21 protein-coding genes and 3 tRNA genes are annotated in these 21,053 nt (G+C 70.7%); 8 read left to right on the forward strand and 16 right to left on the reverse strand.

Features of this window, described 5'->3' with window-relative positions; genetic code table 11:
* The first annotated feature begins 143 nt into the window (after positions 1-143).
* On the forward strand, positions 144-1,064 hold the full coding sequence (locus BT341_RS04030; protein WP_072481770.1) for an MBL fold metallo-hydrolase: 921 nt from the start codon (positions 144-146) through the stop codon (positions 1,062-1,064).
* A gap of 64 nt (positions 1,065-1,128) precedes the next feature.
* Positions 1,129-2,568 carry an NADP-dependent phosphogluconate dehydrogenase gene (gene gndA / locus BT341_RS04035; protein ID WP_072474975.1) on the forward strand — a complete coding sequence of 480 codons (1,440 nt, stop codon included), beginning with the start codon at positions 1,129-1,131 and terminating at the stop codon, positions 2,566-2,568.
* A 141-nt stretch (positions 2,569-2,709) separates the two neighbouring features.
* Here the strand turns inward: gndA and BT341_RS04040 are convergent, their stop codons facing one another.
* Genes BT341_RS04040 through BT341_RS04060 form a run of 5 tightly spaced genes read right to left on the reverse strand, consistent with a single transcriptional unit; the run spans position 2,710 to position 6,994 of the window.
* The gene (locus tag BT341_RS04040) at positions 2,710-3,447 is read right to left on the reverse strand and encodes a Clp protease N-terminal domain-containing protein (RefSeq protein ID WP_072474976.1); all 738 of its coding nucleotides are present in this window, start codon (positions 3,445-3,447) and stop codon (positions 2,710-2,712) included.
* Positions 3,448-3,495: 48 nt separating this feature from the next.
* Positions 3,496-4,719 (reverse strand): NAD(P)/FAD-dependent oxidoreductase, encoded by a 1,224-nt coding sequence (locus BT341_RS04045; protein WP_072474977.1) that lies wholly within the window; start codon positions 4,717-4,719, stop codon positions 3,496-3,498.
* Between the two features lie 24 nt (positions 4,720-4,743).
* A complete protein-coding gene (locus BT341_RS04050) occupies positions 4,744-5,535 on the reverse strand; it encodes an IclR family transcriptional regulator (protein WP_072474978.1) in 792 nt (263 codons plus the stop codon).
* Entirely contained in the window at positions 5,532-5,855 is a 324-nt protein-coding gene (locus BT341_RS04055; protein ID WP_072474979.1) for an NIPSNAP family protein, read from the reverse strand. Before BT341_RS04055 ends, BT341_RS04050 begins: the two co-directional genes overlap by 4 nt.
* The gene (locus BT341_RS04060) at positions 5,855-6,994 is read right to left on the reverse strand and encodes a 5-methyltetrahydropteroyltriglutamate--homocysteine S-methyltransferase (RefSeq protein WP_072474980.1); all 1,140 of its coding nucleotides are present in this window, start codon (positions 6,992-6,994) and stop codon (positions 5,855-5,857) included. Before BT341_RS04060 ends, BT341_RS04055 begins: the two co-directional genes overlap by 1 nt.
* A gap of 119 nt (positions 6,995-7,113) precedes the next feature.
* On the opposite strand from BT341_RS04060, the gene BT341_RS04065 reads away from it, so the two are divergent.
* The gene (locus tag BT341_RS04065) at positions 7,114-8,436 is read left to right on the forward strand and encodes a nucleobase:cation symporter-2 family protein (RefSeq protein WP_072474981.1); all 1,323 of its coding nucleotides are present in this window, start codon (positions 7,114-7,116) and stop codon (positions 8,434-8,436) included.
* Here BT341_RS04065 and BT341_RS46270 read toward each other — a convergent pair.
* Entirely contained in the window at positions 8,387-8,647 is a 261-nt protein-coding gene (locus tag BT341_RS46270) for a TetR/AcrR family transcriptional regulator (RefSeq protein WP_425426289.1), read from the reverse strand. The two genes, BT341_RS04065 and BT341_RS46270, sit on opposite strands and share 50 nt — an antisense overlap.
* A gap of 39 nt (positions 8,648-8,686) precedes the next feature.
* Here BT341_RS46270 and BT341_RS04075 point away from each other — a divergent pair, with 39 nt between their 5' ends.
* Positions 8,687-9,883: an alkaline phosphatase gene (locus BT341_RS04075; RefSeq protein WP_072474982.1), complete on the forward strand. Its 1,197-nt coding sequence runs from the start codon at positions 8,687-8,689 to the stop codon at positions 9,881-9,883.
* 71 nt (positions 9,884-9,954) lie between these two features.
* Here the strand turns inward: BT341_RS04075 and BT341_RS04080 are convergent, their stop codons facing one another.
* Positions 9,955-10,479, reverse strand: a complete 525-nt coding sequence (locus tag BT341_RS04080) for a hypothetical protein (RefSeq protein WP_072474983.1) — start codon at positions 10,477-10,479, stop codon at positions 9,955-9,957.
* A gap of 170 nt (positions 10,480-10,649) precedes the next feature.
* On the opposite strand from BT341_RS04080, the gene BT341_RS04085 reads away from it, so the two are divergent.
* Both BT341_RS04085 and BT341_RS04090 read left to right on the forward strand, forming a co-directional pair.
* On the forward strand, positions 10,650-11,402 hold the full coding sequence (locus tag BT341_RS04085; RefSeq protein ID WP_245804881.1) for a rhomboid-like protein: 753 nt from the start codon (positions 10,650-10,652) through the stop codon (positions 11,400-11,402).
* A 33-nt stretch (positions 11,403-11,435) separates the two neighbouring features.
* Positions 11,436-13,757: a sensor domain-containing protein gene (locus BT341_RS04090; RefSeq protein WP_072474984.1), complete on the forward strand. Its 2,322-nt coding sequence runs from the start codon at positions 11,436-11,438 to the stop codon at positions 13,755-13,757.
* Here BT341_RS04090 and BT341_RS04095 read toward each other — a convergent pair.
* The 8 genes from BT341_RS04095 to BT341_RS04130 form a co-directional block, all read right to left on the reverse strand.
* Complete coding sequence (locus BT341_RS04095) at positions 13,751-14,542, reverse strand: arylamine N-acetyltransferase family protein (protein WP_072474985.1); 792 nt, start codon at positions 14,540-14,542, stop codon at positions 13,751-13,753. The two genes, BT341_RS04090 and BT341_RS04095, sit on opposite strands and share 7 nt — an antisense overlap.
* 33 nt (positions 14,543-14,575) lie before the next feature.
* Positions 14,576-14,926, reverse strand: coding sequence for a YciI family protein (locus tag BT341_RS04100; protein WP_072474986.1), 351 nt, complete (start codon positions 14,924-14,926; stop codon positions 14,576-14,578).
* A 107-nt stretch (positions 14,927-15,033) separates the two neighbouring features.
* Entirely contained in the window at positions 15,034-15,615 is a 582-nt protein-coding gene (locus BT341_RS04105; protein WP_072474987.1) for a class I SAM-dependent methyltransferase, read from the reverse strand.
* Between the two features lie 72 nt (positions 15,616-15,687).
* A tRNA-Phe gene (locus BT341_RS04110) sits at positions 15,688-15,761 on the reverse strand.
* Between the two features lie 31 nt (positions 15,762-15,792).
* Positions 15,793-15,866, reverse strand: a tRNA-Asp gene (locus BT341_RS04115).
* A gap of 22 nt (positions 15,867-15,888) precedes the next feature.
* A tRNA-Glu gene (locus BT341_RS04120) sits at positions 15,889-15,961 on the reverse strand.
* 99 nt (positions 15,962-16,060) lie between these two features.
* On the reverse strand, positions 16,061-16,849 hold the full coding sequence (locus tag BT341_RS04125) for an SCO6745 family protein (protein ID WP_072474988.1): 789 nt from the start codon (positions 16,847-16,849) through the stop codon (positions 16,061-16,063).
* 159 nt (positions 16,850-17,008) lie between these two features.
* Positions 17,009-17,263: a hypothetical protein gene (locus BT341_RS04130; protein WP_072474989.1), complete on the reverse strand. Its 255-nt coding sequence runs from the start codon at positions 17,261-17,263 to the stop codon at positions 17,009-17,011.
* Positions 17,264-18,507: 1,244 nt separating this feature from the next.
* On the opposite strand from BT341_RS04130, the gene BT341_RS04135 reads away from it, so the two are divergent.
* Positions 18,508-18,945: a hypothetical protein gene (locus tag BT341_RS04135; RefSeq protein ID WP_072474990.1), complete on the forward strand. Its 438-nt coding sequence runs from the start codon at positions 18,508-18,510 to the stop codon at positions 18,943-18,945.
* An 83-nt stretch (positions 18,946-19,028) separates the two neighbouring features.
* On the opposite strand, the gene BT341_RS04140 is transcribed toward BT341_RS04135, so the two are convergent.
* Positions 19,029-19,232 (reverse strand): cold-shock protein, encoded by a 204-nt coding sequence (locus tag BT341_RS04140; RefSeq protein WP_003097368.1) that lies wholly within the window; start codon positions 19,230-19,232, stop codon positions 19,029-19,031.
* Positions 19,233-19,657: 425 nt separating this feature from the next.
* On the opposite strand from BT341_RS04140, the gene BT341_RS04145 reads away from it, so the two are divergent.
* Complete coding sequence (locus tag BT341_RS04145) at positions 19,658-20,899, forward strand: L,D-transpeptidase (RefSeq protein WP_072481771.1); 1,242 nt, start codon at positions 19,658-19,660, stop codon at positions 20,897-20,899.
* The last annotated feature ends 154 nt before the right edge of the window (positions 20,900-21,053 follow it).

The raw sequence follows: 21,053 nt of genomic DNA on the forward strand, positions 1-21,053 counted from the left end.
TTGCGAAGTTCGATGATGACATCGCGCAGCGTTCCAGGAAATGTCGCGGAATGCCAGTCACCCGTGTCTTCACTCGCCTGGACCAGCGGATTCGTGACCTTTCGGCCATCCGGCGGGCACGGGAGTGCGGCATAGTGAGCGCCGTGACCGATCGCTCGCCCTCCGCCGCCGCCGTCACCCGGCTGGCCGACCGGGTCCACGGCTACGTCCAGCCGGACGGGTCCTGGTACATCAACAACTGCGGGTTCGTCGACGCCGGCGACCACACGGTCCTGATCGACACCTGTTCGACCGAGCGCCGCACGCGCGCGCTGCTCGCCGCGGTCGAAGGCGCCACCGGGAGCCCGGTGACGACGCTGGTGAACACCCACCACCACGGCGACCACACGAACGGCAACTACCTGGTCGAGGGCGCGACGGTCATCGGGCACCGCAAGACGCGCGAGCTGCTGGTCACCGAGGGGATCCAGAAGTTCGACGGCATCTTCGTCGGCAACGACTGGGGCGAGCTGCGGCCGCGGCCGCCGGAGGTCGTGTTCGACGACCGGCTCACCCTCTACGCCGGGGACGTCGAAATCCAGCTGATCCACCCGGGCCACGCGGCGCACACCACCAACGACGTGCTCGTCTGGCTCCCCGCGCAGCGGGTGCTCTACGCCGGCGACCTGGTGTTCCACGGCGGCAGCCCGTTCGCGCTGATGGGCTCGGTGGCGGGCTGGCGCGCCGGGCTCGACGTGATCCGGGAGCTGGAGCCGGACGTGATCCTGCCCGGGCACGGCGGTCCCTGCGACCTTTCGGTGGTGGACACGGTCGACCGGTACCTGAAGTTCGTCCAGGAGACGGCGAAGCGCGGGAAGGCCGCCGGGCTGTCGCCGCTGGAGCTGGCGAAGGAGACGGACCTGGGCGAGTTCGCTTCGCTGACCGAGCAGGAACGGCTGCCGGGCAACCTGCACCGCGCGTATGCCGAGCTGGACGGCGCCGGGTGGGGCGCCGACATCGACCTCGTGGCGGCGATCACGGACATGCTCGCGTACAACAAGGGCCCGATCCGCTGCTTCTCCTGAACTTGCGGCACCCGCTCACCGTGCGACTACTGTCTGAATCGAGAGAGTCTTCGGAAGGATGCGGATGAGCAAGAAGGCGAGCATCGGGGTCACCGGCCTGGCGGTCATGGGCCGCAACCTGGCCCGCAACCTGGCCCGGCACGGGCACACGGTGGCCCTGCACAACCGGTCCGAGGAGCGGACCCGCGCGCTGGTGGAGCAGTTCGGCGACGAGGGCGACTTCATCCCGGCGTACTCCGCGCGGGAGTTCGTCGACGCGCTGGAGCGGCCCCGGCAGGTCGTGATCATGGTCAAGGCGGGCGCCCCGACGGACGCCGTCATCGAGGAGTTCGCGCCGCTGCTGGAAGAGGGCGATGTGATCGTCGACGCCGGCAACGCGCACTTCGCCGACACGCGCCGCCGCGAGAAGGCGCTGCGCGAGCGGGGCCTGCACTTCGTCGGCACCGGCGTCTCGGGCGGCGAGGAGGGCGCGCTGCACGGGCCGAGCATCATGCCCGGCGGCTCGAAGGAGTCGTACGAGTCACTCGGCCCGCTGTTCGAGGACATCTCGGCGAAGGTCGACGGCGAGCCGTGCTGCACGCACGTCGGCGCGGACGGTGCCGGCCACTTCGTCAAGATGGTGCACAACGGCATCGAGTACGCCGACATGCAGCTGATCGCGGAGTCGTTCGACCTGCTGCGGCACGCGGGCGGCTACTCCCCCGCCGAGATCGCCGACGTCTTCCGCACGTGGAACACCGGGCGGCTCGACTCGTACCTGATCGAGATCACCGCCGAGGTGCTCGCGCACGTCGACGCCGCGTCCGGCAAGCCGTTCGTGGACGTCGTCGAGGACGCCGCCGAGCAGAAGGGCACCGGCCGCTGGACCGTGCAGATCGGCCTCGACCTCGGCGTGCCGATCTCGGGCATCGCCGAAGCCGTCTTCGCCCGTTCGCTGTCCGGGTCCAAGTCGCTGCGCGCAGCGGCCCGCGGGCTCGGCGGTCCTTCCGCGGCGCCGCTTTCCGGGTCGGCGCTGGAGCGCTTCGCCGACGACGTCGAGCAGGCGCTGTATGCGTCGAAGGTCGTCGCGTACGCGCAGGGCTTCAACCAGATCCAGGCGGGCGCGACGGAGTACGGCTGGGACATCGATCTGGGCAAGGTCGCCTCGATCTGGCGCGGCGGCTGCATCATCCGCGCGAAGTTCCTCAACGACATCACCTCGGCCTACGCCGACGAGCCGGAGCTGCCGACGCTGCTGACGTCCGGCGGCTTCCGCAAGGCGGTCGAGGACGCGCAGGACTCGTGGCGCTCGGTGATCTCGACGGCGGTCAAGCTCGGCATCCCGACACCGGGCTTCTCGACGGCGCTGGCGTACTACGACGGCCTCCGCGCCGACCGCCTCCCGGCGGCGCTGGTCCAGGGCCAGCGCGACTTCTTCGGCGCCCACACCTACCGCCGGGTGGACCGCGAAGGCTCGTTCCACACGGCCTGGGCGGCCGAGGGCCGTCCCGAGTCCGAAGCCTGACCGAGCCCGTGACTGCCGCCTCCACGGGCGCTTGGTCCGTGGAGGCGGCAGTCACGCTTTCGGGTGAACCCCCTGGTCCCACCCGAGGTCAGAGCAGCGTCACCAGGAGCACCGCGAGCAGCGCGGCGGCCAGGAGGAGTCTCACTGCCCCCGTGCGGCGAGGATCTCCGCCAGCACCTCCTGGATCTTGGCCTCGGCCTTGTCCTTCTTGACGCCCAGGCCGTCGAGCACCTCGAAGCCGGCGCCTTCGCGCTGTTCCAGCAGCGCCAGGAGGATGTGCTCGGTGCCGATGTAGTTGTGCCCGAGCCGCAGGCCCTCGCGCAGCGTCAGCTCGAGAGTCTTCTTCCCGGCGGCGCTGAACGGCGGCACGACGGACGGTTCCTCGACCCGCTCGGGCAGCCGCGCTTCGGCGGCTTCCCGCACGGCGTCGAGCGTGACGCCCTGCGCGATGATCGCGCCCGCGGCGAGCGCCGCCGGCTCGCTGAGCAGCCCGAGCACCAGGTGCACGGTGTCGATTTCGGCGTTGCCGTGCGCGACGGCGGCCTTCTGCGCCTCCACGATGACGTGCCGGGCCCGGTCGGTGTAGCGGCCGTAGACGCGTTCGATGCTGCCGGTCGGGTCGCCGCCGGGATCGACCTTCGGCACGAACCGCTTTTGGGCGGCCTGCTTGGTCACGCCCATGCTCTTGCCGATCTCGGTCCACGAGGCCCCGGAGCGCCGGGCCTGGTCGACGAAGTGGCCGATCAGGTGGTCGGCGATCTCCCCGAGGTGCTGGCCGACGTAGACGGCGTCGGTCAGCTGGGCCAGTGCGTCCTGTTCGTTGTTGCTCTTGATGGCGTTGATGAGGTCGTCGAGCTTGATGTTGGCCGGAAGGGTCATGCGTCAACTGTAGGTTGACGCACAGTGGTCGTCAACCACGGGTTGACGTCAGGCGGCTCGCGACTTCAGGTGCGCCTTGAGGTCGAAGCCGCTCGCTTCGAGGTCGGCGTAGGCCGGGCGCGGGTCGGCGGTGAACAGCCGCCGCGCGGCGATGTGGTCAGCTGGGCGGTTCACCGACTCCACCGCGATCAGCACGTCGTCGCGGAAGGACAGCACGGAGAACTTGCCCGCGGCCGGGTCGCCGGCGACCACCGTCCGGTCGGCGCCCGCGAGGATCCCGGCGATCTGCAGCTTCGCCCCCGACTGGTCGGTCCAGAACCACGGCAGGCTCGCGTACGGCTCCGGAGCGCCGGTGATCGCCGCGGCCACGCACCGGGCCTGGTCGACGGCGTTCTGCACGGACTCGAGCCGGGTCGCGGTGCCCGCCTGCACGCAGGGGAAGTTCGCGCAGTCGCCGATCGCGAAGATCTTCTCGTCCGACGTCCGCAGGTGCTCGTCGACGACCACGCCGTTGTCCACGGCGAGCCCCGCCGCGGACGCGAGCGCCGTCTCGGGCACCACGCCGACGGCGACCACGACCAGGTCGGCGGGCAGCCGGGTGCCGTCGGACAGCTCGACCTCCCGCACCCGCGAGTCGCCGTGCAGTGCCGAAACGCCTTGGCCGAGCAGCACCGTGTGCCCGGCTTCGCGGTGCAGCGCCGCGAAATACGCGGAGATCTCAGGCGTCGCGACGCGGCTGAGCAGCCGGTCCTGAGCCTCGACGATGGTCACCGGCCGGCCGGCGTGCGAAGCGAACTCCAGCCCGATGAACCCGCCGCCGATCACGACGACGTTCCCGGCGTGCGCCAGTGATTCACGCAGCCGGTCGGCGTCGTCGCGGGTGCGCAGGGCCAGCACGCCCGGCAGGTCCGCGCCGGGCACCGGCAGCGTCCGGTTGCGCGCGCCGGTGGCCAGCACGAGGAAGTCGTAGGCCAGTTCGGCGCCGTCTTCGAGCCGGACGCGGGAAGCCCCGCGGTCGATCGCCACGACCCGGCCGGCGACCAGTTCGATGTCCTTCTCGGCGAAGAAGTCCATCCCACGCAGGTGCAGCTGCTCGAGCCCGGCGGTCCCGGCCAGGTAGGCCTTCGACAGCGGCGGCCGCTGGTACGGCACGCCCGGCTCGTCCCCGACCAGCACGACCCGGCCGTCGAAGCCGCGGTCGCGCAGCGAAGCCACAGCCTGGAACCCGCTCTGCCCCGATCCGACGACGAGCACCGTGTTCTGTCCACCCATGCCTGCCATCCGATCACAACGGGCTCAGCTCGTCGAGGAACCACCGGCGGTCCGCAGCGCCCGCGGTGCCCCCAGCACCCGGGAGATGCCCCGTGCGGCCGCCCGCACGGCCGGGACCAGCGTCCGCGGGTCCGTGCCCTCGGCCGGGACGACCACCGAGATCGCCGCCACGACCTCGTCGGCCGAGTCGTACACCGGCGCCGCGACCGACAGCGCGATCAGCTCGACCTGGCCGTCGCTGATCGCGTAGCCGTCCCGCCGGACGTCGGCCAGCACCCGCCGCAGCCGTGACGGCGAGCTGATCGTCTTGGGCGTGAACGACTTCAGCGGCCCGGTGAGCACTTCCTCCTGGACGTGGGGCGGGGCGTGCGCGAGCAGCACCTGGCCGACGCCGGTGGCGTGCGCGGGCAGCCGGCCGCCGACGCGGGTCAGGACGTTGACCGCGCCGCGGCCGGCGATGCGCTCGACGTAGACGACTTCCGGCCCGTCGAGGACCGCGAGCTGCACGTTCTGGTGTGTGGCCTCGTAGAGGTCCTCAAGGAACGGCATCGCGCTCTCTCGCAGCTCCGCGCCGTGTGGAGCGAGCGAAGCGACTTCCCACAGCCACAGCCCGACGCGGTAGACGCCCGCTTCGTCGCGGACCAGCGCGCCACGCCGGGTCAGCTCGCCGGCCAGCCGGTGGGTGGTCGACAGCGGCAGCCCGGCGCGCCGACTGAGCTCCGACAGCGTCAGCCGCGGCCGCTCGGCCGTGAACGCGCCCAGCAGGTCGAGGACGCGGTCCACGACCGACGGCGGCCGCTTCGCGCTGTGTCTCACAGGTCTTCGTCGTCGCCCGGCAGCAGTGGCCGCATGAACGTCCGGCGGTACCGGATCACGCAGCCGCTCTCTTCGCGGATCTTGTCGGCCTCGATGAAGTCCCGGTCGACGCCGAACAGCGTCCGGTAGCGCTCGTACGCGGCGAGGCTCTCGAAGCTGAACAGCGCACGGGCTTCGTCGCTCGCGCCCTCCGCCGGCAGGAAGTAGCCGTGGTGGATGCCGCCCTCGCGCTGCACCAGCCGCATCCACGCGGCGGCGAACCGCTCGAAGTCGGCGAGCTTCGCGGGGTCGATGACGTAGTCGACGACGCAGGTGATCATCAGTGGCCGCCCCAGACGCGGTCGGCGGTCGCCACGATCAGCTCCAGCTTCCGCAGCTGGTCGTCCGCGGTCAGGTCGTTGCCCTCCTCGGTCGAGGAGAACCCGCACTGCGGCGACAGGCAGAGCTGGTCGACGTCGACGTAGCGCGACGCCTCTTCGATCCGCCGCACCAGCACGTCCGGGTCCTCCAGTTCCGGCCGCTTGGTCGTGACCAGGCCGAGCACGACCTTCTTGTCCTTCGGCACGAACCGCAGCGGCTCGAAGCCGCCGGAGCGTTCGTCGTCGAACTCCAGGAAGAACCCGTCCACACCCAGCTCGCCGAAGAGCGCCTCCGCGACGAACTCGTAGCTGCCGGAAGCCACCCACGACGAACGGAAGTTGCCGCGGCACAGGTGGGTCGTCACCGTGAGGTCGTCGGGACGGCCTTCGAGCGCGGCGTTCAGCGTCGCGATGTTGCGCAGGTGCTGGCGGTCCGGGTCGCCGCCCATCCGCGCGACGAGCTCCCGCTGCGCCGGGTCGTTGAGGTAGGCGAGGCTGGTGTCGTCGAGCTGCAGGTACCGGCAGCCGAGGCCGTGCACGGCGGCGATCTCGGCCCGGTACGCCGCGCTCAGGTCGGCGTAGAACTCTTCGAGGTCGGGGTAGACGATCTCGCTGACCGCCGCCCGGCCGCCGCGGTAGTAGACCATGCTCGGCGACGGGATGGTCAGCTTCGGTGTCACGCCCGGGTCCACATGCGACCGCAGGAATTTGAAGTGGTCGGCGAAGATCGGCTCGTCGAGCCGCACCTTGCCGTCGACCTGCAGCCCCGGCGGGCTGAACTCGAGGTCCCCGGCGAGGTTGTGGAACTTGACGTGCAGCCGCTCGTCACTCTTCGAGACGCCGCCGAGCGCGTAGATGAAGTCCATGTGCCACGACGAGCGCCGGAACTCGCCGTCGGTGGCCGAGCGGAGCCCGGCCGCCCGCTGCATCTTGATGACGTCGCGAATCGCGTCGTCCTCGACCGCGCGCAGCTGCTCCGCGCCGATCTCGCCGCTTTCGTGCCGCCGTCGCGCGTCGCGCAGCACCGGGGGCCGCAGGAGGCTCCCGACGTGATCGGCGCGGAACGGCGGGCCCACCTGGGGAATGCCACCCGAAGTCATGCACCGATGGTCACACATCCGGGGCTGTTCCGCCGCCCCCCGAAACAAGATCATGACGCCGGGGACTTGCGGCGGTCACGCGCACCGCGTTGGCTGTCGGACGCGGAAAGGGGTTGTGCATGACGAAACACCCGGTCGACGAGGTCCTGCCCGCCGGACGGCTGGCCCTGCTGGGCCTGCAGCACATGTCGATCATGTACGCCGGCTCGGTCGCCGTGCCGCTGATCGTCGGCAGCGCGCTCAAGCTCGACCCGGCGACGATCGGCTTGCTGGTCAACGCCGACCTGCTGGTCGCGGGCATCGCGACGCTGATACAGGCGGTCGGCATCGGGAAGCTGCTCGGCATCCGGCTGCCGGTGGTGGCCGGGGCGACGTTCACCGTCGTCAACCCGATGATCCTGATCGCGTCCCAGTACGGGCTGCCCGCGGTCTACGGCGCGATGCTGGCCTCCGGCGTGTTCGGGCTGCTCATCGCGAAGCCGTTCGCGAAGCTGATCCGGTTCTTCCCGCCGCTGGTGACCGGCACCCTGCTGCTCGTCATCGGCGTCTCGCTGCTCGGCCCGGGCGCGCAGATGATCGCCGGCCACGACCCGGCGTCTCCGGACTACGCGGCGCCGTCGCACATCGGGCTGGCGTTCGGCGTGCTCGCGCTGCTGGTGCTGTTCACGCGGGTGCTGCGCGGGTTCGCCAACCAGATCGGCCCGCTGCTCGCGCTGGCGATCGGGCTGGTGATCGCGATCCCGATGGGGCTGGTGCACTGGGACGGCCTGCGCGCGGCCGGCTGGTTCGGGCTGGCGTCCCCGTTCCACTTCGGCGCGCCGGCGTTCCCGGTCGCGGCGATCCTGTCGATGTGCGTGGTCATGCTGGTGACGTTCACCGAGTCGACGGCGGACATGATCGCCGTCGGCGAGATCACCGGGCGGCCGCCGACCGACGCCGACCTGGCGCGCGGCCTGGCCACCGACGGCGTCTCGGCCGTGCTCGGCGGCGTCATGAACTCCTTCCCCGACACGGCGTTCGCGCAGAACGTCGGCCTGGTGCGGATGACCGGGGTGCGCAGCCGCTGGGTGGTCGCGGTGACCGGCGGGATCCTGGTGCTGATGGGTCTGGTGCCGAAGGTCGGCGCGTTCATCGCGGCCATCCCGGAGCCGGTGGTCGGCGGGGTCGCGGTCGTGATGTTCGCGATGGTCGCCGCGGTGGGCGCGCAGAACCTGCGCACGGTGGAGTTCTCGGGCAACCACAACACGTTCATCGTCGCGGTGGCGCTGGGCGTCGGCCTGCTGCCGGCGTTCGCGCCGGACTTCTTCAAGCACTTCCCGGCGTGGCTGCAGACGATCTGCGGCAGCTCGATCACGGTGGCGGCGGTGCTGGCGTTCGCGCTGAACCTGCTGTTCAACCACTTCGGCCGGCGTCGCGAGCCGGACCTGCTGAAAGCGCCGTGAGCAGCAGGTGGTCGCGGCTGCCCCAGCGCCGGTAGACGCTCGTCGGGTTCACACCCGCGCGTTCGGCGATCCGGGGAATGGCGGCGTCGATCTCCCCGGCGGCGTGCAGCTCGACGACGGCGTCGTGCACCGCCTCTCGGACGCGGGCGCTGCGGCCTCCGGGCGGGTCCTCCTCCCATCCTGGATCGGCGGCCTCGCCTTTCCCGGCCACATATGTTAGGAAAGTTTCCTAACTAGCACGGGAGGCGCGATGCGGTCAGGGGTTCTCGTGGCGGCACTGGTCCTGTTCGGCTCGGGCGTGGCGGCGTCGGCGGCGGAACCGGCGGCGGCGCACGCGCGGAACGTCATCTACATCCAGGGCGACGGCCTCGGCCCCGGGCAGCGGGAGCTGATCCGGCTCGCGACCGTCGGCAGGCACGGCGACCTCGCGATGAACCGGCTGCCGGTCACCGGGCTCGTGCACACCGACCCGGACGACCCCGAGGAGGTCGTCACCGACTCCGCCGCCGCGGCCACGGCGCTGGCGACCGGGCACAAGACCCGCAACGGCGCGGTCGGGGTCGACCCGGCGGGCCGTCCGCTGCGGACGGTGCTCGAAGACGCGAAACGCGCGGGCAAGGCGACCGGCCTGGTCACGACCGCGCAGGTCACCGGCGCGTCGCCGGCGGCGTTCGCCGCGCACGTCCCCAGCCGCGACGCCCAGAGCGACATCGCCCGCCAGTACCTCGTCGACAGCCGGCCCGACGTCCTGCTCGGCGGCGGGGAGGACTGGTGGTTCCCGAAGGGCGAGCCGGGCGCGTGGCCGGACAAGCCCGGCGAGGAAAGCCGGAGCACGCACGGCAACCTCGTCGCGCAGGCCCAGCGCACCGGCTACACCTACGTCCGCAACGCCCAGGAGCTCCAGCGGACACGGGCGTCACGGATCCTCGGGCTGTTCGCCAACGAGGACATGGTCGACTACGGCCCGGACGGCGTCGGGAAGTACGCGCCGAGCGTTCCGCTGGTCCAGATGGCGAAGAAGGCACTGGACACGCTGTCGGCCAACCCGCACGGGTTCTTCCTCTTCCTCGAAGAGGAAGGCATCGACGGCATGTCGCACGAGAACAACGCGCACGCGGTGATCGACGCGGGCCGCGCGCTCGACGCCACGGTCGCCGAGGTGCTCCGGTTCGTCCGGAGCCACCCGGACACACTGGTGATCGTCGGCGGCGACCACGAGACCGGCGGCCTGAGCATCGAGAACGCCGACGGGCCGAACGAGGGCGACGAGGACGGGCCGTTCCCGGTGCCCGGCACGAACCTGGCGTTCAAGGTGGACTGGACGACGGGCGACCACAGCGGCGCGAGCACGCCGGTGACGGCGACCGGGCCCGGCTCAGCCGCGCTCGACGGGACCGTCGACAACACCGACGTCCACCGCGCGATGGCGCAGGCCTTCGGCAGTTGAAGCCATCGTCATCGCTCTAGTCCAGCAGCAGGTCGCCGCCTACAGGTACGAGGCCTACGCCCACGTCGTGATCACCAGCAGATGATCAGGACGCACGTCGGTCGCGGCGCCGGCGTCTTCGTCGGTGGCGGCTGGTGACCACCCGTCGGCGTCGGCGTCGTTCCGGTCGGCGTGACCGAGGACTCCGGGCCGCCGCTGGTCGGCGTGGTGGTGGTCGGCGTCGCCGAGGACTCGGCGGTGCTGCTCTCGGTGGCCGGATCGCGGCCCGGCACCTCGGTGACCGTGGCGCGGTGCTCGCCGGCCCCCGGGACGACGTCGCCGCCGCCGGTGCCGCCGTCCGGCGGCGAGTCCGTGGCCTGGTCGGCGCCACCCAGTCCGGTGGTGCGCTGCGGGAAGGGGATGACCTGGATCTGGTCGACCGGGGACGCGTTCTGGCGCCCGTGCCCGCTCAGGCCGACCAGGACCGCGGCGACCCCGCAGCCGACGACGACGGCGAGCATGACCGCGAGCACCCGCCAGCGCGACTGGCCCGGCCCCGCGCGGTCGCCCCAGCCCTCGCGCACGAGCAGCTCGGCGACCGATACCTCGTCGTTCACCCCGGCAGACCTTCCCGAGAGGGCCATTCGGCCGACATCGTGGCCGTATTAATACCGCATAAAGCACCCGAACGGGTGAGGTGTTGGCAAAAATTCGTCACAGACCGAGTTAGCTGACCGTGAGTGACAGTCACAGCGGATTCACAGCTGCGCTTCGGCAGACTCCCAGCATGACCGCCGAAGCTGAGCCCATGCTGCTGAAAGCGGGACAGCCGATCGACGAGGTCGCCGTCTTGCCGCGCCGCGTCCGGCGGTCGCTGGTCCGGTTCGTCCCGAATCCGAGGACGACTCCGTTCACCTTCGGCTACCTGGTCGTCCTGCTCGGCACGACGCTGCTGCTCAAGTTCGCCGACCCCGCGCTGACCGCGCGGCTGCTCCAGCTGTCCAGCACCGACGCCCACAACCTGTGGCGGCGGCCGCTGACCTCGCTGCTGACCAGCGCGCTCTGGCTGTCCGACGAAGGCTGGCTGGCCTACGTCGTGATCTTCGCGATCGCCGTCGCGCCGCTGGAACGTCGGTTCGGCGTCCGCCGCACGGCGATGGTGTTCTTCTCCGGCCACGTGCTGGCCACCCTCGTCACCGAACTGCCGGTGATGGCGCTGATCAGCGCCCACGTCCTGCCGAACTCGGCCGGGCACTGGCTCGACATCGGCGTCAGCTACGGCTTCTTCACGACCGCCGGCGCGCTCGTGTTCCTCCTGCCCGGCCGGGCGCGGCTGCTGGCGCTGGCCGCCACCGAGGCGTTCATCGCGGCGATCTGGCTCAGCGACGACCCGGCGTCCCTCGACTCGGTCGTCACGCTGCTCGGCCACGCCGTCGCCGCGCACTTCGGACTGCTGTTCTGGGGCCCGCGGCTGGGCGGCGCATCCGCAGGCCGGGCCCTGATTCCGGCGGGTAGGCACGGACCGGAGTCGGTGGTGTAATCGACGGGCAGCAGCCGACGACCAGGGGGGCTCATGGAGGCAGACGCCCTCGCCGAACTGGTCGAGCTGAGCCCGGACGCGATCTGCGTCCACGAGGACGGCGTCCTGACCTACGCCAACCGCGCCGCGCTCGAGACGTTCGCCGCGCGTTCCGCGGACGAGGTCGTCGGCCGCCGGTTCACCGACTTCGTCGCCGAGGACTCGCGGGCCGCCGTGGTGGGCAGGCTCACGCGGCTGACCGAACCGGGCCAGGCGAGCGAGCCGGTCGAAGCGCTGATGTCCCGGCTGGACGGCAGCAAGTTCGCGGTCGAGACGGTGTCGGTCCGGCTCGGCAGGCCACAGGCCTACCAGGTCGTCATGCGCGACATCACGGCGAAGAAGGCCGCCGCCGACGCCCTCCGCTACCAGGCCGCGCTGGTGTCGCACGTCAGCGACGCCCTCATCGCGACCACCGGCGAAGGCGTCGTGACCAGCTGGAACCCGGCCGCCGAAGCGGTGTACGGGTGGACCGCGGCCGAAGCCGTCGGGCGGCGGGCGAGCGAGCTGGTCGGCGCGCCGCTGGACCTGCCCGCCATCCGGCGCGGCGGCGGCGTCGCGGAGGCGGTGCACCGGCGACGGGACGGCGCTCCGCTGGCCGTCCGCGTTTCGGCGGCGGAGATGACCGACGGTTATGTACTGGTCTGCGCGGACGAGACCGCGCGGCGGCGGGCCGAGCAGAACTACCGCACGGTCGTGGCTTCACTCGACGAAGGCGTGCTGGTGATGGGCCCGACCGGGCTCATCGAAGCGGCGAACCCGGCGGCGTGCCGGATCCTCGGTGTCGCCGAAGCCGACCTGATCGGCGTCCCCTGCCACACGCTGGTGCTGTTCACCGAATCCGGGCACTGGATCCCGCCGGACGAGCTGCCGTCGGTGCAGACGCGGCGGACGGGGGTCACGCACAACGGCCTGGTCGTGCGCCTGCGCCGGCCCGACGGCCGCGACGTGTGGGTGTCGCTGACCTCGCGGCTGCTCAACCCGGACGACCCGTCGGCGATGGCGGTGGTCACGTCGTTCACCGACATCACCGAGACCCGCACGATCAGCGCGCAGCTCGCGCACGACGCCACCCACGACCCGTTGACGCGGCTGGCGAACCGGACGCTCGTGCTCGGCAGGCTCAACGCCCGCGAACGGGGCGCGGTCACGGTCCTGTTCCTCGACCTGGACAAGTTCAAGGTCATCAACGACTCGCTGGGGCACTCGGTCGGCGACCAGGTGCTGCGGATCGTCGGCGAGCGCCTGCGCCGCTGCTCGGGCCGCGACGACCTGGTCGGCAGGCTGGGCGGCGACGAGTTCGTCGTCGTCACCGGCGAGGTCATCGAGCCCGGCGAGGTCCGCGCGCTGGCCGAGCACCTGCGGGCCGCGCTGGCCGAGCCGATCGGCGTGCTCGGCAGGCAGCTGCACCTCGACGCCAGCATCGGCGTCGTGCTCGTGGACGGCGCGGACCGCCGCAGCGCCGAGGACCTCCTGCGCGACGCCGACGTCGCGATGTACCAGGCCAAGGCGCTCGGGCGCGGCCGGCACCACTTCTTCGACGTCAGCCTGCGCGAGCGGATGCAGCGGCGGCTGCGGATGGAGCAGGACCTGCGCGACGCGGTGCACGACGGCCAGCTCTGGCCGGCCTACCAGCCGGTGGTCGACCTGCGGACCGGCGAGATGGTCGCGGTCGAGGCGCTGCTGCGCTGGACGCACCCGCGGCACGGCGCGATCTCGCCCGCGGAGTTCATCCCGCTGGCCGAGGAGAGCGACCTGATCAACGTGATCGGCAAGGAGATGCTGCGCGCGACGACCCGTGAGCTCGCCGAGCGCCGCCGTCAGGGCCTCGACCTGACGCTGAAAGTCAACTTGTCGACACGTCAGCTCGACGACCCGCACCTGGTGCCCGCGGTGCAGGACGCGCTGGCGAACACCGGTTTGGCGCCGAGCGCGCTGTGCCTGGAAGTCACCGAAAGCGCGTTGATGCGCGACCAGGAGGCGGCGGCGGAAGTGCTGGCGTCCCTGCGCGCGCTGGGGGTGCTGCTGGCGATCGACGACTTCGGCACCGGTTATTCGTCGCTCGCGCAGCTGCGCCGGCTGACCCTGGACACGCTCAAGATCGACCGCTCGTTCATCACCGGCATCGCCGAGTCCCGTGACGCGGCGGCGATCGTCACGAGCATCATCGCGATGGCGCACGCGGTCGGCCTGACGGTGATCGCCGAAGGTGTCGAGTCGGCGGAGCAGGTGGAGCTGCTCCGCTCGCTCGGCTGTGACCAGGCGCAGGGCTACCACCTCGGCCGCCCGGTGCCGGCGGCCGAGCTGTTCGGTCAGTAGACGGTCTTCAGCCTGCTCAGTTCGTCCGGCGTCAGCTCGATCCCGAGGTCTTTGAGGGTGGCGTCCAGTTCGCCGGGGCCGATCGTGGTGGTTTCGCCGCTGCCGCCGGGTTTTTCGACGGTCAGCTCGCGGCCGAGCAGCTTCCGGCTGACGCCCGGTTCGAGCGTCATGATCACCAGCCGCCCGGTGAACGGCGACTTCGGGTGCGTCGAGGTGTAGTGGTGGTAGACCTCGTAGTCGATGGGGTGCATCTCGTCGAGGCGGAACTCGAGGAGGTCCTCGTCGCCCTTCTGCAGCGTCCACCGGCCGTCGTGGTGCCGGATGCGGTGCGGCCAGCCGGCTTGGTCGGTTTCCTGGCCGTCGACGAGCGGGATCGGGGCGAAGATCCCGGCACCGAAGCCGACGTCGGCGAGGAAGCTCCGGCCGTCGACGTCGACGACCACGGTCATGTGGGTGGCGGGCCCGGGCCGCCGGGGCTGGACGCGCGCGGCGAGCCGGTGGACGGTGTAGCCGAGCCGTTCGAGGACGGCGGCGAAGAGGCCACTCTGTTCGTAGCAGTAGCCGCCCCGCCGCCGCCCGACGAGTTTCGCGGTGACGACGTCGAGCGAAATCCCTTGGTGCTGCCCGAGAACGACGTCGACGTTCTCGAACGGGATGGACTGGACGTGCGCGCGCATGAGATCCCGCAGCGCCGGCGCCGACGGCGGTTCCGCCCGGTGGCCGATGCGCGCGAAGTACGCATCGAGGTCGACGGCTTCGATGCCCCATTCCCCAGGTGTGGTCATGGGTTCAGGATGCACCCTCGACCTTGATCGAGGTCAACCTTCGTGGACGACCTTCCGGACTTCGACGGCGGTGTACTGCGCGTCGGGAATCCGCGCGGCGAGTTCGACGGCGCGCTCTTCGGTCTCGACGTCGACGACGTAGTAGCCGCAGAGGAAGGTGTCGGATTCGGCGAAGGGACCGGTTTGGACGGTCGGTTCGCCGTTGCGGACCCGGACGGTCCTGGTGTCGGCGGGTTCGGCGAGCGCCTTGGTTTCGACCATCTCGCCGGAGTCGGTGACGAGCTTGATGAAGGCGCCGTGTCCTTCGTAGACACCGGTTTTCTGGTCGTCGGTGAGGGTGGCCCAGAGAGTGGGGTTCATGTGCAACGTCAGCAGGTAGCGCATTGCGGGCTCCCGGTGTGGGTGGCGGCCCGGGGCGGGCTGCCGTTCACCCGCTGGTCGGAGCCTGTCCACAACTCCGGACACCGGTCGGCGCGGTTCACTCGTTCGGCCTAGTAGCGGCTGAAGAGGAGGTACCGCTCGTCGTCGATTTCGGCGCCCCAGAGCGCGGGATCGGTCAGCATCCGGAGGTCGGCTTCCCGCCGGTGCCGCCGGACGAGGTCCCGGCAGTCGCTCGCGGCGAGCCCGGCACCGGTGAACCAGCGGCCTTCGACGAGAAGGAGCCGGCCACCGGGCGCGAGCAGCCGCACCCAGGTTTCGACGGCGCTCGCGGGGTCCGGCATGGCCCACAGGACGTGCCGGACGAGGACGACGTCGCAGGAATGGTCGGCACAGGGCGGATCGGCGGCGTCGCCCCGCCGGAGTTCGAGCCGCACCCCGGCGGCGCGGGCTTTCCGCCGCGCGACGTCGAGCATCGCGCCGGAGAAGTCAATGCCGCAGACGTCATGTCCGGCCTCGGCGAGCAGAAGGGCAAGACTGCCGGTCCCACACCCGAGATCGACAACGGTGGCGGCGGACGGCATCAGCGGCAAGAGCAGCTCGGCCCAGGCCGCGCGGACGGCGGCGTCGTTGAGCCCGTGGTCGGGCTGGTCGTCGAAGGTGGCGGCTTCGGCATCCCAGATGTCGGGTGTCACAACTGAGGTTACCGTCCAAGACCGCCGGGACGAAAAAACCGCCCCGAGGATTCGAGGCGGTTTTCGTTGCGGTGGCCAGGGCCGGGGTCGAACCGGCGACCTTCCGCTTTTCAGGCGGACGCTCGTACCAACTGAGCTACCTGGCCGGGAACGCCGGCGAGGAGCCGAACGATCTTGCGACCCTGACGGGACTCGAACCCGCGACCTTCGCCGTGACAGGGCGACGCGCTAACCAACTGCGCCACAGGGCCTTGCATCTACTACGGTACTGCGTACTCCCAACGGGATTCGAACCCGCGTTGCCGCCTTGAAAGGGCGGAGTCCTAGGCCGCTGGACGATGGGAGCCCGGCCGGTTTCGGGTGACCGACCGACCGCGCTCTCAGGTCCCCCCGGGAGCGATTACAAGCATAGGGCACGCCGCCACCGCTTTGCAGCGGGGGTTGCTTAACGCTCCGGCACCGCCTGGACCTGCGCAAACAGGTCCGCCAGCCGGCGTTCCAGCTCGGCCTGCTCCGCGGCCGTCAGCACGTCTGCCAGCAGCTCGCCGATGCGGTCGTCCGTCAGGGACTCCGCGCGGTGCCAGCGCTCGCGCAGGTCCGGCTTGCGCTCGGCCGTCGCGACCAGCTCGTCGGCCGCCTCCGGGGGCCACGCCGTGCGCAGCAGGCGGGCGCGGCCGCCCTCCGGGTCCGCGATCACCGCTTCCGGCACCGACAGCCCCACCGTCCGCAGCGCCGCGAAGTGCAGACCGCCACGCAGCTCGCGGAAGACCATCAGCGCGAACCCGAGCCGCTCGACGTCGTCCGCGGGGCGGACGGCGTTCTTCCAGCCGGCGAACAGGGCCAGCCCGCTGGCGTCCGCCGCGTCGACGACGCGGAACAGCAGGTCCGCCAGGCGGCCGGGCTCCGGTACGGCCGAAAGGTTGACGCGCGACCACCGTGCCGATGACTCGGCGTAGGCGCGGACGGCCGCGGGAGCGTCCAAGGCCGCTGCCGCCTGCGGCAGGACGAACTCGAACAGCCAGTGCGGGAAGATCCCGAACAGCTCCGCGGCGACCTTCGGCGGGACATCGCCGAGCACGGCCGACCGGCCCCGCAGGTACAGCGAACGCGGCGGCAGGCCGGCCTCCGCCTCGACCGCCGCCAGCTCCGGCGACGTCATGAACTTGCCCCCCAGCACCTGCACCACCGGCCGGATCCGGTTGGCCAGCCCCGCCGCACCCTCGATCGTCGTCATGTCCGTCCCCTTTCGACACGGCAACCGTAACACTGTTACGAAACCCGCGTCAAGCAGCGGCCAAGACGTTGGGAATCACTCACCGAAAACGGCAACAACCAGCACAAACATCACCGGACAGGCCCGGCGGCACCCACCGGACCCACCAGCCGGCACCACTCAACGCTGAACCGGCGCCTGCCCGTCCTCATCCAGATTCAGGCCCAGCATCTCCAGCAACTGAACGCAGTCCTCGACCCCCAGCGCACCATGCGCCACCGCCAGCCGAGCCCGCCGGACCTGATCATCCGACACCCGCTGCGCATCCGCGGCCCCACTCCGCTGCGCCGGCAACCCCCCGGCAAACGGAGCACTCCCCCCATCGGCACCTTCGTACCGAAGGAGGAACTGCCGCACTTCAACAGACCCGCTCATAGCCCCTCCATACGGCTCACAACAGCTTGGCCGCGAGGCTAACCAGCGCCGGCCGCCACACACAGCCCCCCGGAGAGTGAACCTGAGGCCACGCTCCGCTCAACGCAGCGCAATCGGCACAACCGAAGAACAGCACCACCCGAAGGAGACCGGAAGTGACACCGCACGCGGAAAAATCCCGCTCTCCACTCGCCCGAGAACCCAACTCGTGCAACAATCGAAGTGCTGACACACCCCCGGTCAGCGCCTGTGGAGATCCCCTCCGACCCCCGCGTTCCTCCCCCTGGCGCGGGGGTCCTCCATTTCTCTGGGTCCGCTTCGGGCTTCGCCCTTCGCGGGCCCATTCATTCCGGCGTACTGCCCGGGGGGCCGAGCCCCCCGGACCCCCACGGTGCGGCTGGCTCGGCTTTTCGGGGTGGCTGGTTTTCGCTTCGGGCGCTGCGCGCCCTGGCGACGTGTGCCCCGGTCGGGCGCAGAGCGCCCTAGCGCCCGGCCGCCGTCTCAGCGCCACGCGGCCCAGTGACTCGAACCGCGTCGACCGCCCTCTCCGGGGTTCCTGCGCCCTGCCGCTCCTCCCGGACTCCCCGGCCGGGCGCCCCGCCACCTCTCCCGGGCTCCGCTGCCAAGCGCCTCGCCACGTCTCCCCGGTTCCGGGTGCCAAGCCCGCCACCTTTCCTCGGGCTCTGGTACCAGGCGCCCCGCCACCTCTTCCCCGGCTCCGGGTGCGAAGCGCCCCGCCACCTCTCCCCAAGTTCCGGGTACCAAGCGCCCCGCCACCTCTCCCCAAGTTCCGGGTACCAAGCGCCCCGCCGCGCCTGCCAGTTCGGCTGTAAGCGCCTCGCCATGCCTTCTCCCTCGGGAGCGGAGCCCCGGCTCCAACGCCGCCGCCGGGAGCGGAGCGCCCCCGCTACAACGACCCGCCAGCCGCGCAGTGCCCCGGCGAACCTCTCCGCAGCTCGGCACGGGCATCCCGGCCACCCTCGCCCACTTCGAGCCACTGCGCGTCTTCCCTCTGGCAGGCGGGCAAGGACCGCCTTTGGCGCCGCCGTTGCCGCGCCCTTCCACGGCCAGGCGTTCCAGGGTCCTACCTCCCGTGATCGACTCGTTGCGTTAGCAGGGCGTTGCAGTGCGTCTATTCCTCTTTGGGCCATGTGGGTGTGGGCTGCTCCGAACAGGGAGCCTTCGTGGCGTGTCGTGGCTCACAGTGGTTTGTCTTGTGAGACCTAACCGTTATCGTGGCCTGCGTGCCTCTTCCCTCCCTTGGCCGCTTGAGCAGCCGTACGAACCTCAAAGCCGCTACCTCCGGGCGTCACCGTGGTTCCGCCAAGCCCGCGGACGACGGTGTTGTCGAGGACACCGAACTCACCTCCTACCTCGCCGCCCTCGCTCCCGATGCCGACAACGAGAGCACCGGGTCCGGCAAGCGGTTCGGTGAGGCGCAGGTCTACCAGCTGCGAATGAGCCTCATCGCCAGCCAGCAGCTCAAGGACATCGCGCACGAGCGCAACATCTCGCCCCAGGCCCTCGCCCTCGAGTGGGTGCTCGAGCGGCTCAACTGGGAAGGCCAGGCCGCGTCCGCGCAGGACCAGCGGCAGCAGGCCGGCGCCGAGCTCTCCGACCTCACCGACGAGTTCCACTTCCCCGCCGACGCCTTCGACGCGCCCGCCCTCGGCCGGCACTGACGAAAACCCCACGAGAAAGGGCCCCCGGCATTGTCGCCGGGGGCCCTTCACTCAGGCCTTGAGATGCGCAGAGGGCCTGTCTCTCAGATCGCGCGGACCTTCTGGGCCTGCGGGCCCTTCTGGCCCTGGCCGACCTCGAACTCCACCCGCTGGTTCTCCTCGAGGGTGCGGAAGCCGCGGCCCTCGATCTCCGAGTAGTGAACGAACACGTCGCCTTCGCCGCCGTCCTGCGCGATGAAGCCGAAGCCCTTCTCCGCGTTGAACCACTTCACAGTGCCTTGCGCCACCGCTGTACTCCTCGTTACACAGATCCGCTTCGAATGCCACCGAAGCGGCACCCCGACCGTCCCGGGCGGTTCCAACGAGACGAGTCACGAGCGCCTCGGCTCCATGGCTCGCGTCAGAAGTTCCGCGAGTGTGAAGCCACGAACACGCAAAACGACGGCCTGAGAGCAGACTACCGGGATCTGGCCAAAGTTGAACCCCGTGATCGAGGCGAAAACCGCCTGTCCTGGCCAAGGTCACCGGAACGTCGTAGGGCTCCCGGCCGGTTTTGCCGGACTCACCGGATAGTCTTGCGCAGCACGGCGACACCGTGATCACCGGATACGGCTTGCAGTCGCCCGTGCCCCCTCAGTGAAAGCTCCCGCGGACTATTGTGACGTTCGTCACGTCATGTTTGCTCAACGTCACCGGTTCGCGGGACGTCTCGATGGGGGGAAGCACCAAAGGGGCAAAGGGGAATGGGTTGACGGTGAGGACTTCCACGCGGCGCCGGGGCGCCGCCGTGGCACTGGGCTTGGCAGCCGTGCTCACGCTGGGGGCGTGCAGCAGTGAACCGACGGTGTCGGCGAGCGGGACGTCGGGCGGGGGTCCGACGCAGGCGCCGGCACCGACCGCGCAACCCGCGAAGCTGACGGTGACGCCGGCCGCCGGCGCGCAGGACGTGCCGCCCGGTGAGCCGGTCGGCGTCCAGGTCGCCGACGGCACGATCGTCTCGGTCACGCTGACCAATCCGGACGGCAAGCAGGTCCAGGGCCAGACGTCGGCGGACAAGAAGAGCTGGACCACCACCGAGCAGCTGGGCTACGGCAAGACCTACACCTGGTCCGGCCAGATCAGCGGCTCCGACGGCAAGAACGTGCCGATCAGCGGCGCGTTCACCACGGTGAAGCCGAAGCGCCAGATGTCGGCCAGCCTGAACGTCGGCGACGGGCAGACGTACGGCATCGCGATGCCGATCGCGCTGACGTTCCCGAGCCGCGTCACGGACAAGGCGTCGGTCGAGAAGGCGCTGTCGGTCGAGACCACGCCGAAGACCGAGGGCTCGTGGGGCTGGACGAACGGCGACACCTCGGTGCACTGGCGGCCCAAGGAGTACTACAAGCCGGGCACCACGGTGAAGGTCAACGCCAAGATCTACGGCGTCAAGCTCGGTGACGGCAGCTACGGCAAGCAGGACGTCTCGGCCAGCTTCACCATCGGCCGCTCGCAGATCGTCAAGGGCAACACCCAGGAACACACCATGCAGGTGATCCGCGACGGCCAGCAGATCGCCGACTACCCGGTGAGCTACGGCCTCGACACCGACCCGGGCCGCGTCACCCACAGCGGCGTGCACGTCGTGATGGGCAAGCAGGCGACGTACGCGATGAGCAACCCGAAGTACCACTACGAGAACGTGGTGGTGCCGTGGGCGGTCCGGATCTCCAACAACGGCGAGTTCATCCACGGCCTCGCGGCGTCGGTCTGGGCACAGGGCAAGAAGAACATCTCGCACGGCTGCCTGAACCTCTCACCGGCGCGGGCGAAGGAGTACTACGACGGCGTGCTGACCGGCGACCCGGTCGAGATCACCGGCAGCACCCAGACGCTGAGCGCCAAGGACGGCGACTACAGCGACTGGACCTACGACTGGGCGAGCTGGCAGAAGCTGTCCGCGCTCGCCGGCTGAAGCCACCGAGGAAGACCGGGCGGCCGGGAAGTCCACGCGGACTTCCCGGCCGTTCGTGGTTCCGGGCGCGGAATTCGCGAAATCCGGTGCAACCCCGGCGATCACCCACCGCATGACTAGGGGCAGAGGCGCGACGATCCCGGTCGCGCCCGCG

Source organism: Amycolatopsis australiensis (genome assembly GCF_900119165.1).
Lineage (GTDB): Bacteria > Actinomycetota > Actinomycetes > Mycobacteriales > Pseudonocardiaceae > Amycolatopsis > Amycolatopsis australiensis.

Excerpts from the sequence above, each read along its gene's own strand:
- gndA (WP_072474975.1), top strand. The coding sequence starts at position 1,129 with ATGAGCAAGAAGGCGAGCATCGGGGTCACCGGCCTGGCGGTCATGGGC.
- BT341_RS04040 (WP_072474976.1), bottom strand. The coding sequence starts at position 3,447 with ATGACCCTTCCGGCCAACATCAAGCTCGACGACCTCATCAACGCCATC.
- BT341_RS04045 (WP_072474977.1), bottom strand. The coding sequence starts at position 4,719 with ATGGGTGGACAGAACACGGTGCTCGTCGTCGGATCGGGGCAGAGCGGG.
- BT341_RS04055 (WP_072474979.1), bottom strand. The coding sequence starts at position 5,855 with ATGATCACCTGCGTCGTCGACTACGTCATCGACCCCGCGAAGCTCGCC.
- BT341_RS04060 (WP_072474980.1), bottom strand. The coding sequence starts at position 6,994 with ATGACTTCGGGTGGCATTCCCCAGGTGGGCCCGCCGTTCCGCGCCGAT.
- BT341_RS04065 (WP_072474981.1), top strand. The coding sequence starts at position 7,114 with ATGACGAAACACCCGGTCGACGAGGTCCTGCCCGCCGGACGGCTGGCC.
- BT341_RS04075 (WP_072474982.1), top strand. The coding sequence starts at position 8,687 with ATGCGGTCAGGGGTTCTCGTGGCGGCACTGGTCCTGTTCGGCTCGGGC.
- BT341_RS04085 (WP_245804881.1), top strand. The coding sequence starts at position 10,650 with ATGACCGCCGAAGCTGAGCCCATGCTGCTGAAAGCGGGACAGCCGATC.
- BT341_RS04090 (WP_072474984.1), top strand. The coding sequence starts at position 11,436 with ATGGAGGCAGACGCCCTCGCCGAACTGGTCGAGCTGAGCCCGGACGCG.
- BT341_RS04095 (WP_072474985.1), bottom strand. The coding sequence starts at position 14,542 with ATGACCACACCTGGGGAATGGGGCATCGAAGCCGTCGACCTCGATGCG.
- BT341_RS04100 (WP_072474986.1), bottom strand. The coding sequence starts at position 14,926 with ATGCGCTACCTGCTGACGTTGCACATGAACCCCACTCTCTGGGCCACC.
- BT341_RS04125 (WP_072474988.1), bottom strand. The coding sequence starts at position 16,849 with ATGACGACGATCGAGGGTGCGGCGGGGCTGGCCAACCGGATCCGGCCG.
- BT341_RS04130 (WP_072474989.1), bottom strand. The coding sequence starts at position 17,263 with ATGAGCGGGTCTGTTGAAGTGCGGCAGTTCCTCCTTCGGTACGAAGGT.
- BT341_RS04145 (WP_072481771.1), top strand. The coding sequence starts at position 19,658 with ATGGGGGGAAGCACCAAAGGGGCAAAGGGGAATGGGTTGACGGTGAGG.